This window comes from Pseudoalteromonas sp. SCSIO 43210, from assembly GCF_054133285.1.
Window position 1 is genome coordinate 1,717,356 of record NZ_CP087225.1, and the last position, 17,176, is coordinate 1,734,531.

Sequence of the window (17,176 nt, forward strand, 5' to 3'; positions counted from 1 at the left end):
ATAAATTATGCTTGTTGCTTTGGTTGATACGTTAAAACAATTAAGATATCAAATTGCCCATCTAGATGACGGTACTCTAAATTCGGAATACCCAGAACTTGCATCCTTTATACAGGAAATTGGCTTGACTGTAACTGAATCAAAAGCCGATCTGACATTCTTGTATCAGTTTTTATATGTTTATGGCCGCAAGTCAGAAGCCACTTATAGTCGTTTTCGAAATGAGCTTGAACGCTTTTATTTATGGTCGTGGTTAATAGCAGAAAAATCAGTATTCGATTTAAAACGTGAAGATATTGAAGCTTACGTTGATTTTATGGTTGAACCCGATAAAGCATGGGCTGCAACTTCAGTGCAATGGCGCTATAAAGATGAGCAAGGAATTCGTCGATTAAATCAAAATTGGCGCCCTTTTATGCTAAAAGAATCAACTGCCAGCCAACAAACTTTATCGGCCATGTTTACTGCCTTAAATGTATTTTATAAGTTTGCCCTACTAGAAGAAAAAACATTTGCAAACTTTGTCCCTGTTGTTAAAAAAAATAGCCCGTACTTAGTTGTTCAATCACAAATTCAAATTCCTGATACATTAAGTGATATTCAATGGGAATACGTTTTTGGTGTAACGCGTGATTTATGCGAACATACCCCTGATTTAGAGCGAAACTTATTTACGCTTGCCTGCTTAAAAGGTCTTTATTTACGAATTTCAGAATTATCTGAGCGCCCACAATGGTCGCCGGTGATGTCTCATTTTTGGCAAGATAATGATGGTTTTTGGTTTTTACGTATAATGGGTAAAGGGAATAAATTACGAGATGTAACCTTAAGTGATGATTTTGTTGAATATTTAAAACGATACAGATTATATCGAGGGCTACCTGCCCTTCCTCGGGTTGATGAATCTGAGCCGTTAGTTCATAAAATTCGCGGGCAAGGTGGTATGACCGTAAGGCAAATTAGGCGTTTAGTTCAACAAAGTTTTGATTATGCACAGCAATCATTACTCGATGATGGTTTTAAAGATGATGCTGAACAACTTGGCGCTGCAACTGCACATTGGCTTCGTCATACTGGTGCCACACATGATGCGCAAACTAGACCGCTTAAACATTTATCAGAAGATTTAGGCCATTCTAAAATTGCGACTACCGATCAAATTTATATTCAAACAAATATTAAAGAGCGAGCAAAATCAGGACTTAAAAGGAAAATTTAATGGAGTATTTAGTAATAGCATTTATAGGCGGACTATTTTTAATTTATTCTTTAACACTTCGCCAGTTAGAAAAAACAGAAGTAACAGGCCCAATGTTTTTTGTTGTTGGCGGAATATGTTTAGCTTTAATGCTACCCAACGAAGGGGATAAAATAAAAGAAGGCGTTGATCTTTTATTACCATTTATAGAGCTTACGCTAAGTATATTTTTATTTTCTGATGCAGCTAAATCAAAGCTAAGTGTATTAAGGCATAGTTTTCAGTATCCTAGTTTACTGTTGTTTGTTGCCCTACCTTTAACTTTATTACTCGGTATTGCTGTTGCTTTATTTTTCTTTGCTGAGCTTTCACTTATTCAAGCGGCGTTGCTCGCTATTATTTTAACACCTACCGATGCGGCATTAAGTAAAGGGTTACTAGCAAGTACACAAGTGCCTGAAAAAATACGCGAAGGAATAAATACTGAAAGTGGTTTGAACGATGGATTATGTGTTCCCATATTTTTAATATTTATATTACTCGCTAAAAATCCGGATTCAGCTATTACCGCAACACAAACATTAAGTGTGTTTGGCCGAGAGCTTGGCTTGGCTTTATTAATAGCTATTACAAGTATTATTGTTTTTATACCGAGCTTAAACTTTGCAATGAAACGTCATTACTTTGCGCAAAATACCAGTCCGTTTTTATTACTCGGTTTTGCTATGGCTGTTTTTTCTGTCACTCAGTATTTTCATGGCAGTGGATTTATTGCGGTGTTTATTGCCGGTTTATTATTTGATAAATTTTCGACTGAAGAAGTTAGAACAGAATTAATTGAAGACTCAGAGCACATTGCAGATTTTACATCGCTAATGATTTGGTGCTTATTCGGGTTTGTTTGTGCTTACTTAGTGATTCCTAAATTAAATACTGAAATTATAATTTACGCTTTGTTAAGTACAACATTGATTAGAATAATTCCTGTTATGTTGTCATTGCAGTTTACGGCATTGAATATTAAAGAGCGTTTTACATTTGCGTGGTTTGGACCAAGAGGATTAGCATCAATTGTTTTTACATTGATGGTGATTGATACGCAAATAGAAAACAAATATCAAATTGCGACAATAGCAATGACGACTATTTTGTTTAGTGTATTTATTCACGGTATAAGTACAAAGCCAATTGCAGACAGTTTCGCTAAAAAATCTAAATAGCTTTTATAAAAATTAGTGAATTTTTTGCCGAGGTATCAAGGCGTTTTTCCAGCCTCAAAAACGATCATTTAATTAAGCGAATGGGTATTAATAAAAAAAGGCGTAACTTATTTTTAAGTTACGCCTTTTTTTTAACTTTTATTAGCTAAGTACCTGTGCGAGTAATTCAATTGGGTGTTTTGGTTTAAATTTCTCAAAACGTTTAACTTGGCTACGACAAGAAAAGCCCGTAGATAAAAGTTGTTCTGGTTTATTTTTATCTACAATTGGTTTCCAACTCATTTCGTAAAGTGCACGTGAGTTATCCTGATTTTGTGCTTCGTGGCCATAAGTTCCCGCCATTCCACAACAACCTGTATTTGTTGTTTTTAATGTTAAACCAATATCATTGAAAATTGTTTGCCAAACATTTGCCGCTTTTGGCAGTGCAGTTGTTTCAGTACAGTGACTCAATAATGTAAATTCGGTATCTGTATTTTGTTTTGCACTGAGTGTTTTAAACGATTGTGTTTCTAACCATTCATGGGCAAGTTGCACGTTAAATTCACCACGGTTATTTTCTAAAATTGTATTATATTCATCGCGGTAACACATAACGAGTGAGGCATCTAAACCGACTAACGGTGCATTGATATCATTTAATTTATTTAAAAACTCGGCTGCATTTTTAGCTGTAACTTTAAATTCATGCAAAAAACCTTTTACGTGTTGCGGTTTACCATTTGGTTTAAAAGGTAATAGCATTGGTTTTTTGCCAAGTTGGGTTATTAAAGTAATAAAACTTTCTACTAGTTCGGCTTCGTAAAAGCTCGTAAATGGGTCTTGTACTATTAATACATATTCACTTTGTTGCTCTGCATTTAATTTATTTAATAAATCAAAATCAAATTTTTGTGTTTTAGTAATACGCTTTGAAAGTGCAGGAATACTTAACTGTGGTGTATCAACATAACCAACTGTTTTTTTAATAACATTGCTTACTAATGATGTTTTAACAATTGGGTTTATAACTTTTGCAAACTTTGCCATTAATGGCGCGCTGTTTTCTATGTTACCAACAAGGTAATCTTTTAGCGGGCGTGCATAGTAACTATGATAATAATTTAAAAAGCGCGAACGAAAAGTAGGAACATCTACTTTAATTGGGCAAGCAGTTGTACATGCTTTACATGCTAAACATTCATCCATTGACGCTTTTACTTCGTGAGAAAAGTCGTAAATACCTTTTCGTTTTTCGCGGCTGTGAACAAAACGTTCCCACCAGGTGATTACTTCACCTTTGTTAAGTTGCTTTTCTACTTCGAGTAAATCTACATTTTTTGACTCTTGTAAACGAAGCCATTCGCGCATTAAACTTGCGCGTCCTTTTGGTGAATTACGACGATCGCCAGTTACTTTATACGATGGACACATAGGTGAATTTTCATCGTAATTAAAGCATATGCCATTACCATTACAGGTCATTGCATTGTTAAAACTGGTTTTAACTTCTATTGATATTTGCTTATCGAAGTGTGATCTCTTTTGTCCATCCACACTAACTAGTGAGTCTTCACTATCGATAGGAGTACATATTTTACCGGGGTTAATACGATTATTAGGATCGAAAGCTGTTTTTATTTTTCGAAGTTGCGTATATAAATGCTCACCAAAAAATTCAGGGCTGTATTCACTTCGGTAACCTTTACCGTGTTCGCCCCACATTAAACCACCGTACTTAGCGGTTAGTTTTACTACTTGATCTGAAATAGTTCTAAGTAGTTTTTCTTGTTCTGGGTCGCACATATCAAGTGCTGGGCGTACGTGTAAAACCCCAGCATCAACATGGCCAAACATACCATATTGTAAATTATGGCTGTCGAGTAATGCTCTAAATTCGACAATATAATCTGCTAAATTTTCAGGGGGTACTGCAGTGTCTTCTGCAAAGGCGAGTGGTTTTTGACTGCCTTTTACATTACCTAATAAACCCACTGATTTTTTACGCATTGCGTAAATTTTTAGTATATCGCTTTTATCACTGGTTAACTGATATCCAATAACGCCATTAGTTTGATTTGCTACGCATTCATCTAGAAGCTTACAAAGTGTGTCTACTTTGTCTTTTATATCATCGTTTGATACTGCATTAAACTCGACCATGTTAAGGCCTTGCATATCTTTATTTGGTACGTCGGTTATTAAGTCCGATACTAAATTCCAAATGATGTCTTCACGCGCTAAGTTTAAAACTTTGCTATCTACGGTTTCTACCGATGTTGCGCGTGCATCAACTAAAAACGGTGAATGACGAAGTGCTGAGTCAAAACTATCGTACTTGATATTTATAAGGGTTTTAAATTCAGCAATCGGTGTTAGGTTTAATTTAGCTTCAGTTACTATACCTAATGAGCCTTCTGAGCCTGTTATTAGCCGGCTCATGTCAAAAGTAAGTAAGTCATCACTTAGCACATGCTCTAAGTCGTAGCCGGTTAAAAACCTATTTAACCGTGGAAACTTAGCTAAAATAGCTGCGCGTTCATTAACTGAAATATCTAAAACTGTTTTATATAAACTACCAATTAATGAGTCTTGATTAGCTATAATTTTTGCTTTGTCGATGTCTATTGGGGAGGTGCACATAGGCGTACCATCGACTAAATAAGTTGTAAGCCCTAAAACATGATCGCTTGTTTTTCCGTAAACTAACGAGCCTTGCCCCGATGCGTCAGTACTTATCATGCCACCAATAGTTGCCCTGTTACTGGTAGATAAATCGGGCGAGAAGAAAAAACCATAAGGTTTTAAAAAGTCATTAAGTTGATCTTTTATTACGCCAGTTTGAACGCGTACCCAGCCTTCTTCTACATTTATTTCGAGGATTTCGCGCATATAGCGAGACAAATCTACAACAATACCTGGTGTTAACGATTGACCGTTAGTACCTGTTCCGCCACCACGAGGCCCAAAAGTTAATGATAAAAATGGGTCGCGAGATGCAGTTTGCAGTGCGAGTTGAATATCTTTTTCATTTTTTGGAAAAATAACACCTTGGGGTATTTCCTGATACACACTGTTATCGGTTGAAGCAGTAATACGCGTTGCATAACTTGCATCGGTATCTCCACTAAAACCTTGGCTTGCAATGGTATTTAGGTAATTTGCGACAAGTTCTGTCGCGGCATCTTGCTGTGTAATTGTTGCTATCATGACGGCGATATCTTAGGGCATTTGACTAATTATATCATGGTGATGGCGAATAGAAATTGAAGATTTTACAGTTTGTAACACTCTTTTAGTCGATTTTAATGCAGCTTAAATTATACTCAAGTTAACGAGTAATGAGGTGTGTTATATGAAAAAATTACTATTACAGATCAGTGGCGTGCTATTTATTTTGCTAGGATTATTTTTTGCGGTTGTACCTAGGGCGTGTTGACCTTTGGTTGTTGAATTTGCAGCAGTATGTTTGGTTTTTAGGCAAGGCAGAGCCTATGTAGTGTGGTTACTCCCCATAAATAGGCGATAACGCAGCATAAATACCAAACATGCGCTGCCCAATGGGTTCTTTCTAGGGACGATTAACTCTTTGTTGCTCGATTCTTACTTAGCCCACTAGGTTACAAACCTCGCGCCGCGATTTAATCGCCCCTAGATTGAACAAATTTCAATCCACAAAGATCAACACGCCCTTAGCCTTCACTTATATTTTTTATGGTGGGTTTATTATGCTTTTCGTTTTACTATCCTAAAGCGCGACATTACTTATCATTTTGTCAAAAGGCGTTAACTAAATCATGTGCCTATTTAGATAAAAAATTAGCCCGTTAACTTACTTTTAATTGGGTATAAAAAAATGCCAGCAATACATTGCTGGCATATTTTATAGCTTACATATTTATTACTTTGCTAATTTTTTAGCTAGGTATAACCATGTTTCTATTACTGTATCTGGATTTAGTGAAACAGAGTCAATGCCCTGCTCTACTAACCATGCTGCAAAGTCTTCGTGATCTGAAGGACCTTGACCACAAATACCTACGTACTTGCCTTTTTCTTTAGCTGTTTTAATTGCCATAGAAAGTAGTTTTTTAATTGCTGGGTTACGCTCATCAAATAAATGTGCGATTAAACCTGAATCACGATCAAGACCAAGCGTTAACTGTGTTAAATCGTTAGAGCCGATAGAAAAACCATCAAACATTTCTAAAAATTCATCAGCAAGTAATGCATTTGAAGGCAGCTCACACATCATGATTACTTTAAGACCATTTTCACCACGTTTAAGGCCATGCTCTTCTAGTAATTCAATTACGCGTTTACCTTCTTCAAGGGTACGTACAAATGGGATCATGATTTCAATGTTTGCCATATCCATGTCGTTTCTTACGCGTTTTATAGCTTCACATTCTAGTGCAAAACAATCGCGGAAGTCTTCAGAGATATAACGTGCGGCGCCACGAAAACCAATCATTGGGTTTTCTTCTTCTGGCTCGTATTGCTGGCCACCAACTAGGTTTGCGTATTCGTTTGATTTAAAATCAGACATACGCACAATTACACGCTCCGGTGCAAAAGCACAACCGAGCGTTGAAATACCTTCAACCAGTTTTGTTATGTAAAACTCTACTGGTGATTCGTAACCGGCAATCATGTCAGTAATTTCTGCTTTTAATGCATCGGTTTGCGCATCAAAATTTAATAACGCTTTAGGGTGAACGCCAATCATACGGTTGATAATAAATTCAACTCGCGCAAGGCCAACACCTGCATGCGGTAAGCGTGCAAAGTCAAAGGCGCGATCGGGGTTACCCACGTTCATCATGACTTTCATTGGTAGTTCTGGCATTTTATCAACGCGTGACGTTAGTATTTCAAAATCTAAAATACCTTCGTAAATAAAGCCGGTATCGCCTTCGGCGCATGATACTGTTACTTCTTGTCCCGCTTTAATTAAATCAGTTGCATTACCACAACCAACAACTGCCGGAATACCAAGTTCGCGTGCAATGATTGCCGCGTGACACGTACGGCCACCACGATTTGTAACAATCGCTGCTGCACGTTTCATGATTGGTTCCCAATCAGGGTCGGTCATATCGGTAACTAAAATGTCGCCTACTTGTACCTGGTCCATTTCTTTGATTGAATCAAGAACACGTACAACACCGCTACCAATTTTGTGACCAATTGCACGGCCTTCAACAAGTACATTACTTGTGCCATTTAATTGAAAACGTTCCATTACGTTTGAGTCTTCGTTTGAGCGGACAGTTTCTGGACGTGCTTGAACTATATATAGTTTGCCGTCGTTTCCGTCTTTTGCCCATTCGATGTCCATAGGACGACCGTAATGTTTTTCAATGATTACAGCTTGCTTGGCAAGTTCTTGCACTTCTTCATCTGTAATCGAAAATTTATTAGAAAGCTCAGGGTCAACATCAACGATGTCTACTTGCTTACCATGTGCTTTGTCTTCTGAGTAAATCATTTGTATGGCTTTAGAGCCAATATTACGACGTACTACTGAAGGTTTATTTTTAAGGAGTGTTGGTTTATGAACATAAAATTCATCAGGGTTAACCGCGCCCTGTACAACCATTTCACCTAAGCCGTAGCTTGATGTAATAAATACAACGTCTTCGAAACCAGATTCAGTATCGATACTAAACATTACGCCAGATGCTGATTTATCTGAACGTACCATGCGCTGTATACCTGCTGATAACGCAACACCACGGTGATCGTAACCTTGGTGAACACGATATGAGATTGCGCGGTCATTAAATAATGAAGCAAATACGTGTTTAATAGCGACCATGACTGAATCGATACCGACAACGTTAAGGAAAGTTTCTTGTTGGCCTGCGAATGATGCATCTGGCATATCTTCAGCGGTAGCTGATGAACGTACTGCAAATGAAACATCTGCTGCAGTATCACCATGGAGTTGGCTATATGCGTCGCGAATGGCTTGATCTAGGTTTGGTTGGAATGGTGTGTCGATTATCCATTGGCGGATATCGGCACCGACTTTAGCGAGTGTATTTACATCATCAACATCAAGTGTATCTAGGATGTCATGAATTTTGGCGGTGAGTCCTGATTGATCTAGAAACTCATTAAAAGCATCTGCGGTAGTTGCAAAACCACCCGGTACTTGTACACCAGCGTTTGCGAGGTTTGAAATCATTTCGCCAAGTGACGCGTTTTTACCGCCAACTCGAGGAACATCTTGCATACCAAGCTTTTGATACCAGAGAACGTATTCTTGCACGGATCTTTCTCCAAAAAAAACAAATTGTAGGTCTAACTGTGAGAGTTAAGAAAGAAAACCTTTTATAAAGGTCGTCATCATTCTACACTGGCAACAGTCCTCACGTAAACCGTGGGAAACCCATTTTAGGGATTTAAACGCAATAAAAAGGTTAATTATGAGAACTGCTTTTTATATATCAGATGGAACAGCAATTACTTCAGAGGTGTTTGGGCATGCGACTTTGTCGTTGTTTCCTATCGATTTTAATCATAAAACAATTCCATTTGTAGAAACTGAAGAAAAAGCGCACGAAATTAAAGCTTTAATTAATGCAACTGCTGCAAAAACAGGTGAAAAGCCTTTCGTGTTTTTTACTTTTGTGAATCACAATTTAAGTGAAATTATAAAATCGGCTGATGCAGTTACGTATGATTTTTTAACTACGTATAGCGAAAAAATAGAAAAAGAACTCAATGTAGCTCCTGTTCCAAAAATGCATCGTACGCATTCTATCCACGAAAAAAGTTATGATTTTAGAATTGATGCGGTTAACTATGCTCTTATGAATGATGATGGCGGAAATATTAAAAACTTTTCCGAGGCAGACATCATTTTAATTGGCGTTAGCAGAAGTGGTAAAACACCGACAAGCTTATACTTAGCACTGCAGTACGGCATTAAGGCGGCTAACTACCCCATTACAGAAGAAGATTTAGATAATGAAGGTTTGCCTAAATGTTTAGTCCCTTATAAACATAAGTTATTTGGACTGACGATTGACCCTGAGAGGCTTGCGGCTATAAGGCATCGACGTATGGCTAACTCTAAGTATGCTTCAATTAAACAGTGCCGTATTGAGGTGCGCGAAGTGGAAATGTTGTATAAGCGTCACAAAATAGCTTACTTTAATTCTACGCATCATTCTGTTGAAGAAATTTCTGCAAAAATACTTATAGAAACAGACTTGGAGCGACGTAAGTACTAACTTACTCATCAAATTTGAAATAAAAAAACCGCAATTAAGCGGTTTTTTTAGTATTAACAAATATTATTTACGTGCGTCTTTTAGTAAATCTGCGACTAAAAAGCCTAACTCTAATACTTGGTCGGCGTTAAGGCGTGGATCACACTGTGTTTTGTAACGCTGCGCTAGATCATCGTCAGATAAACCGTAAGCACCGCCGGTACACTCTGTTACGTGCTGACCTGTCATTTCTAGGTGAACACCACCTGCATATGAACCTTCTGATTTGTGTACAGCGAAGAACTGACTGATCTCACGCATGATATTATCGAAGTTACGCGTTTTGTAACCTGATGTCGCTTTTTCAGTATTGCCGTGCATTGGATCTGAGCTCCAAATTACTTTACGGCCTTCTTGTTGAACTCTTCTTACTAGCGCTGGGAGTTTTTCTGGCAGTACGTCTGCACCCATACGCGTAATTAGCGTTAAACGACCAGGAATGTTATCTGGGTTTAATGCATCAATTAAACGAATTAGGTCATCTGGGTCCATACCTGGGCCAACTTTAACACCAATTGGGTTTTTAATGCCTTTAAAAAATTCAATATGTGCATGGTCTAGTTGACGAGTACGTTCACCAATCCAAACAAAGTGAGCAGAACAATCGTACCAATCACCCGATAAATGGTCGCGACGAGTAAGCGCCTCTTCGTAACCAAGTAATAAAGCTTCGTGAGAAGTGTATAAATCGGTTTCTTTTAAGCTTGGCGCAATTGTAGAGTTAATTCCGCACACTTCCATAAACTCTAGTGCGTCTTGAATTTTATCTGCAAGTTGTTGGTATTTTTCTTTAAGTGGATTTGCAGCAACAAAGCCCATGTTCCAGCGGTTAACCTGGTGAAGATCGGCTAGGCCACCTTGTGCAAATGCACGTAATAAGTTTAACGTAGCGGCACTGTGATGATAAGCCGTCATTAAACGTTGTGGATCCGGTATACGTGCTTCTTCTGTAAACTCAATATTATTAATGATGTCGCCACGGTAAGATGGTAAAGACACGCCATTAATTGTTTCTAAGTCTGCTGAACGAGGTTTAGCGTATTGACCAGCCATACGCGCTATTTTAACTACAGGGCATTTACCGCCGTATGTTAATACAACTGCCATCTGTAAAATTGTTTTGAATGTATCGCGAATGTTAGCTGCATTAAAATCGCTAAACGACTCTGCACAGTCACCACCTTGAAGTAAAAATGCACGGCCTTCGCACACATCTTCAAGTTGTTTAAATAAGCTTCTTGTTTCTTCAGCAAAAACTAAAGGCGGAGCCGTCTTTAATTGGCCTTCTACTGATTTAAGTATTTCTTGATCTGGGTACTGTGGTTGCTGCAGTATTGGCAGCTCTCTCCAGCTATTTGGGTTCCACGATTGCATGTTCTTTCCTCATTCCTACATTACCTGATAAGAAGAAATTACCGTATGCAGGCCCCTATGTTCAAGGACTAAATTCACTATTTACCAATTATTTAGTTATGAGTTAAGTATAATAGTAATCTTATTTAATCCATGTGGTTATATAACATACACTTTAGTTTTATCTTTAATAAACTAAAGTGTTTAAATACAAGCAATTATAGAGCGCTAATTGCAATTTTAGCGCATTGAGAATAAATAGAGCATAAGGGTTTATTATATGTAACTTAATAAAGAACACATCATACTTAAATGGTAAGTAATGTAGCCTTAACTTTACAGTGAAATTTAATTAATAGTTAGCAACTACTATGTGCAGGCCTTAATGTATGATAAGGCGGATGTGTTAATCATTTATTTGCATGGTAAAGTATTCACAAAAAGAACTAGATTCACAAGCGCCAAAACGTAAAAGTGTGGTACGCAATTTACGTTTTCTCTACCAACACGATAGTGTTTATCATGATTAAAAACCCAAATGGTAGAGATATTTTTAGAATGATGCTGAAGTTAAAAACTTTTATATTTACTCTCATTACCGTGTTACTAATTACGATATAAGTTCGTTTAACTCATTTTCCCTACTCTTAGTTAATCAGCCAATTCAGAACTAAGCGCATTAACTGGTTGATGTAATACAAAGATCAAATATGTAAAAGTTTAATTCTTAGTTTAGGGATTTCACTTTAGACAAAGAACACATCATACTAAATCTAATTAATAAATATATGTAGCGCTGAGTGAATTTGATTATTTATTTAGACAAAGCAAAGTGCATGTAATAATATTGACCTAGTAAGATGTGTTCTTTGAGGTGGGTAATGGTAACTAAGGTACAAATTAGAAGTCAGTTTGATTTAATGAACGAGTTAACTTTAAGGTTAATTGAAGAACTGAAAGAGTGTGAATTTTCCAAAGCAGAGTACTATCAGTTACCTGATGTTAGTAGTATAGATGAAAGTAAAGTTCCAGAATCTATAATCGTTTCTAAAATATCGGGCGCTCCGGCTCAAAAAGCAATCCTTCACTCCTTTTCTGACATTTATAAAAAATCGGGCTTAAGCAGTCGTGTTTTAAAAAGGCACCCAGGCTTGCTTGTTATTAAAAATGCAGATAAACATGCTTTAAATAATCGTATAGCCCAAGTGAATAAAGCTAAAGCTACATTTAAAGAATGTATTTTAGCTATTGATAGCAACGATGCGCGATTTGAAGCTGTTCACAATGCTATACCAAATTTAATAACGCTTGCTGCATATCGTAAAATTCATAGTGAGAGTGAATCCCCATTTTCAGTTAGGTTTACCTGGATGCACAAACATGCAACAAAAACACTTACTAAAAAAATGGCACTAGAGATGCTCGATAAATCGGCCGGTTATCGAAACCCAAGAATGATCGATCAGCAAAAGTGGCAATTACTTGTAGCTCAAGAACAAGCACGAGTTGCTAGTTTAGGTGAAAAAGAAAAACTACGAATACGCCGCCCTACTCGCGTAAGTCCCCAAGTAAATGTAAGATACACGGCACAAAATAGGTATCACGTTAGTGCAGCATTGCCATTTATCTTAATTAATCCGGAACCCGATGTAAAACTTGGCATATTACAAAACTATGAAAAACCATTAAGCCATCCACGCAAACGAGATTATGACTTTTTAGTCAACAGACTTTACTTAGAACAAGTAGATAAATGATTATGTTAAAAAGGCCACATTAAGTGGCCTTTTAGGTAGTTATGGTAGTTATTGGATAATAAAATAAATTCGTTGCTATTTTTCTACTATCTCTTCAATTTTATCTTCATCTATCAAAACCGCATTTTCAACAATGCGTTTACCACCTTGAATCTCAATACGTTTGTTATGCTTATTTAATGTCAGTATTTCGTCACAAAACTGATCAGACGGGTGCATTTCGTATGTGTAATCAATAATGTTACCAGTTTTGTCATCTTTGACGTTTGTAATGCTGTATTCTGATATCGCACCTTTTTCAATCAAATCTTTCATTGTTGTTGTCATATCACGGCGTAATGCTTTTAATTTATTCTCAGTAATATTGTCAGTTGAATAAATAGAACCGTACTTTTCCATAATAGAAAGCAATCTAAAATGATATGTTTTACCTGGAGCAGCATATCGCCAAAGATGGTACAAACGAAGCATCATCCAACGCGACAATCCCCGTTTTAATTCTTGTGCGCTATTAAAGTAATACCCTTTGTATTCAAGGTTATCAATCATGTTATGAACAAATGCATTTAAACAAGCTACACATTTAACATTGCCGCCTTGACCTTTTTTCCCACTAAAATGTAGTGACGATAAAAAGTTCATGTTTGATTCGTAAAAGGAATCATCAATGTCAGAGTTTTTTGTATCTGTTGCCGAATATTTAAACGAAAGTTTAGAGCCTTGTAATGCTTCAAGTGATTCTTTAATTGCAGGATACGGCATTGATTGCCCTACCGCTTTGAGTTCTTGCGCTAACTCGTTCATAGAAAAAACCACGGCATATTGAATACCGGACTTAAAATTAATTTTTACTATTTTACCTTTTGAAGCCAAACGAATTAAGGCTCGCTCTACTTTTTCTTCTCTATCTGATGGCCAAACCAAATATTCTACGTCTTCGCCATCTTTACGAGTACTCACAACAGCAGGTGTTATTTTTATTTCGCCATCGTATAAAATACCGTCCACTTTTTCTGATATTTTACGTGTAATGATTGTTTTTTTCGGTGCTTCTTCAAGCGGCAATTTCTTATGGCCAGAACGAACAAAGCGTCCCCATAAATCATAGTGATTAAACGTATTTGAATAAGCACGTAATCCATGAGCAGCATTTTCAATAGAAATGCGAACATCTTTATTATCTGTAAATAGTGCTAAACTCTCGTTATCAATTGCACTTTCCACCCCGTGAATTTGGCCTCTTAGTGTATCAGGCAAGTTATCTACCGAGATGTTGACCTTTCGGCTCATTGTTCTTATTTCCATTTTTATTGCGACAGTTAATAACAACACATAAAACAAGAAAAGTTAAATGTTTAAGTTAGTATAAAAGTGATCTGACTTTAAATAAAACATTCAGATCACTTTTATACTAACTGTTGTCAATTTTTGGTGTTTTCAGATCATTATTATACTAACAAGTGAGTTATAAATCTCTTTTTTACTAACTCAGCTATTATTTTGTCCAGTGTAATTGATATTTTATTAAATTAAACACGACAAATTACGCTTTTAAGTAATTCTCCTGTGGATAAAGCAATATCGAGTTAGAATAGATCTGATCTGTACTTACTACAGATCAGATCTATACTAATTCAATGCCCCTTTTATCTAGTAGACCCGTGCATAACTTTATAATTTACTTAGTAAAAATCGGATCTCAAGAGGTGTTTTTGTTCATAACTTAATGAGTAAGCTGTGCATAACTATATATCTCAATTAGTCCTTAGTAAAAAGCTGATCTGAGTGTTAATAAAGATCTGATCTTAACCAAGTATAAAGGTGATCTGCTTTTTTTAATATTATTCATATTTATCATCAAGTTATATGCTAATTATACACCCTTAACCTTTATTACCTTATATATTTAACCACCTTTAAACTTCTTTATTTATACTAAGCAATATTAATGATGTAAAAATATTATTAGATGTCTTCTTTTTAAAATGCATGTCGCCATAAATAGTTGTTTACAGCAAATTGAATGGACATTATACTTACTGCCTAACTTTGAGGAAGGAAAGTATGTCTATCAACAATAATGCGCTAAATACCTATCGACTCTTAAAAGCGACTGCTGAAGTTGCAGAAAAGTCATTAGAAGGACGTATTCAACATTATCGCGCTCATCTTAAATCCGAAGAAAAAGAGTTAAGAACATACACCCAAAAAGCAGCAGCCGATTTACTAGGTTGTAATAATCGTACCTTAAAAAGACGCCATGATAATGGTGATTTTGATGATTTAAACATAAAACGCGGTGCAAATGGCCATTATGCTTACACACTTGTAAATATTTTTGCAATGGCTGATATTATGGATATCAAGCCTGATCACCGCACTAGCGACGACAAACTTCAAGTTATTGTTATAAACTCCCTCAAAGGCGGTTGTGGTAAAACAACCAGTATGGTTAATATTGCAGCGGCACTTGCCACAACCAATATTAAACGTTATCGCATTGGTATTATTGATTTAGATCCGCAAGGATCATCATCTAGCTTCTTCCCCTCTAGCGAACATGATCCAATTACTGTTGGTGATTTAATGCGCGATTGCATAGATCTAGACGAAGGCGAAACATGGCCTGAATTTGTATCAAACTCATTTTTACCTACGCATATTCCAAATATTCGCGTTTTACCATCAGGTATGGATGACTTTTATTTTGAGCACGAAACTGCCACTTTATTAAAAGATACTTCAAATTATGAGCAAACTCGCCATTATCATAAGTTATTAGAAAAAGTAATCGAGCCGGTTCAAGATGAGTTTGATATTTTACTTATTGATACAGCTCCAACTCTTAACTTTATGTTTTATAATGCATTAATGGCATCTACAGCGATGCTTATTCCTGTTCATCCTGAAGCTGTCGATTTCGATGCAAACAATAAATATCTAAAAAGGTTAGGCGAGATTTATCATACTGTTGCTGCGCTTGGACATGAAGGTTGGGACTTTATGCAGTTTCTTGTGACCAATTATGTAAAAGGTAACCATTCACAACGCGATATTGTTAAAGATGTTCGTAGTGCATTTGGCCGCCAAGTAATGAGTTACCCAATTAACCACAGTTCTGCAATTACAGCGAGCTCTTCATCTTTTAATACTATTTTTGATCAAAAAGCGTCTGATAGTTTAGCCAGTCGTGAATCGCTTATGCGTGCACAAGAAAACATTAAAGATGTTGTTGACGAACTTGAAATGCTAATTCGATCTAATTGGCAATCCACACAATCAAAATTAAATACGCCTAAGTAAGGATGTTAAATAAAAATGGCTAAAAAACGTAAAAATGACACCCGCTTAGATCCATTTGCAACAGCTGTAGGCAGCAGTAGTCTTGATGCATTACTAGAACAAGCGAATGCTGGCGATGTAATTAGAATGCCTGCACCGAGCGACCCTGCTCGTCAAATTACGCTTGTTTGTAAAGTGATCGCACATGCTGATATTGAATCTACCACTGGTGTATATGGCAAAAATCGTCGCGTACAGGCACTTCTTAACGAAAAGTCAGTATCAGATATTCTTCCTGCAATTAGCGATGATGGTCGAAATCAGCACCCTGCTTTGCTTTGGGATCAAGGTGACAAAAGTTTAGTTCTTGCAGGTTCACGTCGTCGTATGGCCTGTATTCTAGGTAACGCTGATTATTTAGTGCTTAGCTCAAGTGACTTTACTGAACAAGATGCAAAAATTTTAGCTGTTTCATCTGATCAATACATAGCACCAAGTTTATGGGAGTTAGGACAAGCTTATCAACAAACTAAAAATGAATTAATTGAACAAGGTAAAAAAGGATCTTACCGAGAAATAGCTGCTCTTGAAGGTGTTTCGCATACTGCCATTGCAGATGCAATTAAAGCCTATGAACAAATACCAGCTGAGGTTATTGCGCTTTATCCTACGGCTAACCATGTTGGCAGAGAAGTTGCTAAAAAGCTTGTTATTGCAAAGGAGCGTGATCCTGAGAGCTTTAATAGGTTGGTTCAAGAGCTAGCAAGTAACAATGACATTAACGCGATTACAAGCGACGACAAGCGTGCAATGGCTGTTACTAAATGCTTAACAGCTGAACCGCAAACTACAGTAAAACGCGAAGCTGTTCTCGAAAATGATTTTGTTTCACTTCAACGAAATCTTAAAAGTGGCGATGTTTCTATAAAAATAAACAACAAAGTGATGACAGACAAGCGCTTAGAGCAACTTACAAAGCTATTAAGTGCTTTTAATTAGTTAGTAAAATAGCGATCTATCCAGTTTGTTTTGTTAGTTAAATATTGATCTGCAATATTATTTAGTTAGTATAAATCTGATCTGTACACGCCGTTAATGTGCTTA

The 17,176-nt window shown here is 36.7% G+C and carries 10 protein-coding genes; 6 read left to right on the top strand and 4 right to left on the bottom strand.

Going from position 1 to position 17,176, the window contains the following annotated elements; genetic code table 11:
• Positions 1 to 7: 7 nt before the first annotated feature.
• Together LOS73_RS07435 and LOS73_RS07440 are read left to right on the top strand one after the other, a co-directional pair.
• Positions 8 to 1,219, top strand: coding sequence for a tyrosine-type recombinase/integrase (locus tag LOS73_RS07435; protein ID WP_457934764.1), 1,212 nt, complete (start codon positions 8 to 10; stop codon positions 1,217 to 1,219).
• Positions 1,219 to 2,418 (top strand): cation:proton antiporter, encoded by a 1,200-nt coding sequence (locus LOS73_RS07440; RefSeq protein ID WP_149614961.1) that lies wholly within the window; start codon positions 1,219 to 1,221, stop codon positions 2,416 to 2,418. Before LOS73_RS07435 ends, LOS73_RS07440 begins: the two co-directional genes overlap by 1 nt.
• 141 nt (positions 2,419 to 2,559) lie before the next feature.
• Here the strand turns inward: LOS73_RS07440 and ydiJ are convergent, their stop codons facing one another.
• Both ydiJ and ppsA read right to left on the bottom strand, forming a co-directional pair.
• Positions 2,560 to 5,607, bottom strand: coding sequence for a D-2-hydroxyglutarate dehydrogenase YdiJ (gene ydiJ, locus LOS73_RS07445; protein WP_457934765.1), 3,048 nt, complete (start codon positions 5,605 to 5,607; stop codon positions 2,560 to 2,562).
• Positions 5,608 to 6,298: 691 nt separating this feature from the next.
• Positions 6,299 to 8,674 (bottom strand): phosphoenolpyruvate synthase, encoded by a 2,376-nt coding sequence (ppsA, locus tag LOS73_RS07450; RefSeq protein WP_033039204.1) that lies wholly within the window; start codon positions 8,672 to 8,674, stop codon positions 6,299 to 6,301.
• 157 nt (positions 8,675 to 8,831) lie between these two features.
• Here ppsA and ppsR point away from each other — a divergent pair, with 157 nt between their 5' ends.
• Positions 8,832 to 9,641 carry a posphoenolpyruvate synthetase regulatory kinase/phosphorylase PpsR gene (gene ppsR / locus LOS73_RS07455; RefSeq protein WP_007583184.1) on the top strand — a complete coding sequence of 270 codons (810 nt, stop codon included), beginning with the start codon at positions 8,832 to 8,834 and terminating at the stop codon, positions 9,639 to 9,641.
• Positions 9,642 to 9,704: 63 nt separating this feature from the next.
• Here the strand turns inward: ppsR and LOS73_RS07460 are convergent, their stop codons facing one another.
• The gene (locus tag LOS73_RS07460; RefSeq protein ID WP_008134407.1) at positions 9,705 to 11,054 is read right to left on the bottom strand and encodes a class II 3-deoxy-7-phosphoheptulonate synthase; all 1,350 of its coding nucleotides are present in this window, start codon (positions 11,052 to 11,054) and stop codon (positions 9,705 to 9,707) included.
• Positions 11,055 to 11,914: 860 nt separating this feature from the next.
• On the opposite strand from LOS73_RS07460, the gene LOS73_RS07465 reads away from it, so the two are divergent.
• Positions 11,915 to 12,790 (top strand): DNA replication terminus site-binding protein, encoded by an 876-nt coding sequence (locus tag LOS73_RS07465; RefSeq protein ID WP_007378806.1) that lies wholly within the window; start codon positions 11,915 to 11,917, stop codon positions 12,788 to 12,790.
• A gap of 75 nt (positions 12,791 to 12,865) precedes the next feature.
• Here the strand turns inward: LOS73_RS07465 and LOS73_RS07470 are convergent, their stop codons facing one another.
• The gene (locus LOS73_RS07470; protein ID WP_008134405.1) at positions 12,866 to 14,080 is read right to left on the bottom strand and encodes a hypothetical protein; all 1,215 of its coding nucleotides are present in this window, start codon (positions 14,078 to 14,080) and stop codon (positions 12,866 to 12,868) included.
• Positions 14,081 to 14,854: 774 nt separating this feature from the next.
• On the opposite strand from LOS73_RS07470, the gene LOS73_RS07475 reads away from it, so the two are divergent.
• On the top strand, positions 14,855 to 16,093 hold the full coding sequence (locus LOS73_RS07475; RefSeq protein WP_007378808.1) for an AAA family ATPase: 1,239 nt from the start codon (positions 14,855 to 14,857) through the stop codon (positions 16,091 to 16,093).
• A gap of 15 nt (positions 16,094 to 16,108) precedes the next feature.
• Complete coding sequence (locus LOS73_RS07480; protein WP_007378809.1) at positions 16,109 to 17,071, top strand: transcriptional regulator; 963 nt, start codon at positions 16,109 to 16,111, stop codon at positions 17,069 to 17,071.
• The last annotated feature ends 105 nt before the right edge of the window (positions 17,072 to 17,176 follow it).

Bases quoted from the DNA above. Each gene is read 5' to 3' on its own strand.
- LOS73_RS07435 (WP_457934764.1), top strand. From the start codon at position 8: ATGCTTGTTGCTTTGGTTGATACGTTAAAACAATTAAGATATCAAATT.
- LOS73_RS07460 (WP_008134407.1), bottom strand. From the start codon at position 11,054: ATGCAATCGTGGAACCCAAATAGCTGGAGAGAGCTGCCAATACTGCAG.
- LOS73_RS07475 (WP_007378808.1), top strand. From the start codon at position 14,855: ATGTCTATCAACAATAATGCGCTAAATACCTATCGACTCTTAAAAGCG.
- LOS73_RS07480 (WP_007378809.1), top strand. From the start codon at position 16,109: ATGGCTAAAAAACGTAAAAATGACACCCGCTTAGATCCATTTGCAACA.
- ydiJ (WP_457934765.1), bottom strand. From the start codon at position 5,607: ATGATAGCAACAATTACACAGCAAGATGCCGCGACAGAACTTGTCGCA.
- ppsR (WP_007583184.1), top strand. From the start codon at position 8,832: ATGAGAACTGCTTTTTATATATCAGATGGAACAGCAATTACTTCAGAG.
- LOS73_RS07440 (WP_149614961.1), top strand. From the start codon at position 1,219: ATGGAGTATTTAGTAATAGCATTTATAGGCGGACTATTTTTAATTTAT.
- LOS73_RS07470 (WP_008134405.1), bottom strand. From the start codon at position 14,080: ATGAGCCGAAAGGTCAACATCTCGGTAGATAACTTGCCTGATACACTA.
- LOS73_RS07465 (WP_007378806.1), top strand. From the start codon at position 11,915: ATGGTAACTAAGGTACAAATTAGAAGTCAGTTTGATTTAATGAACGAG.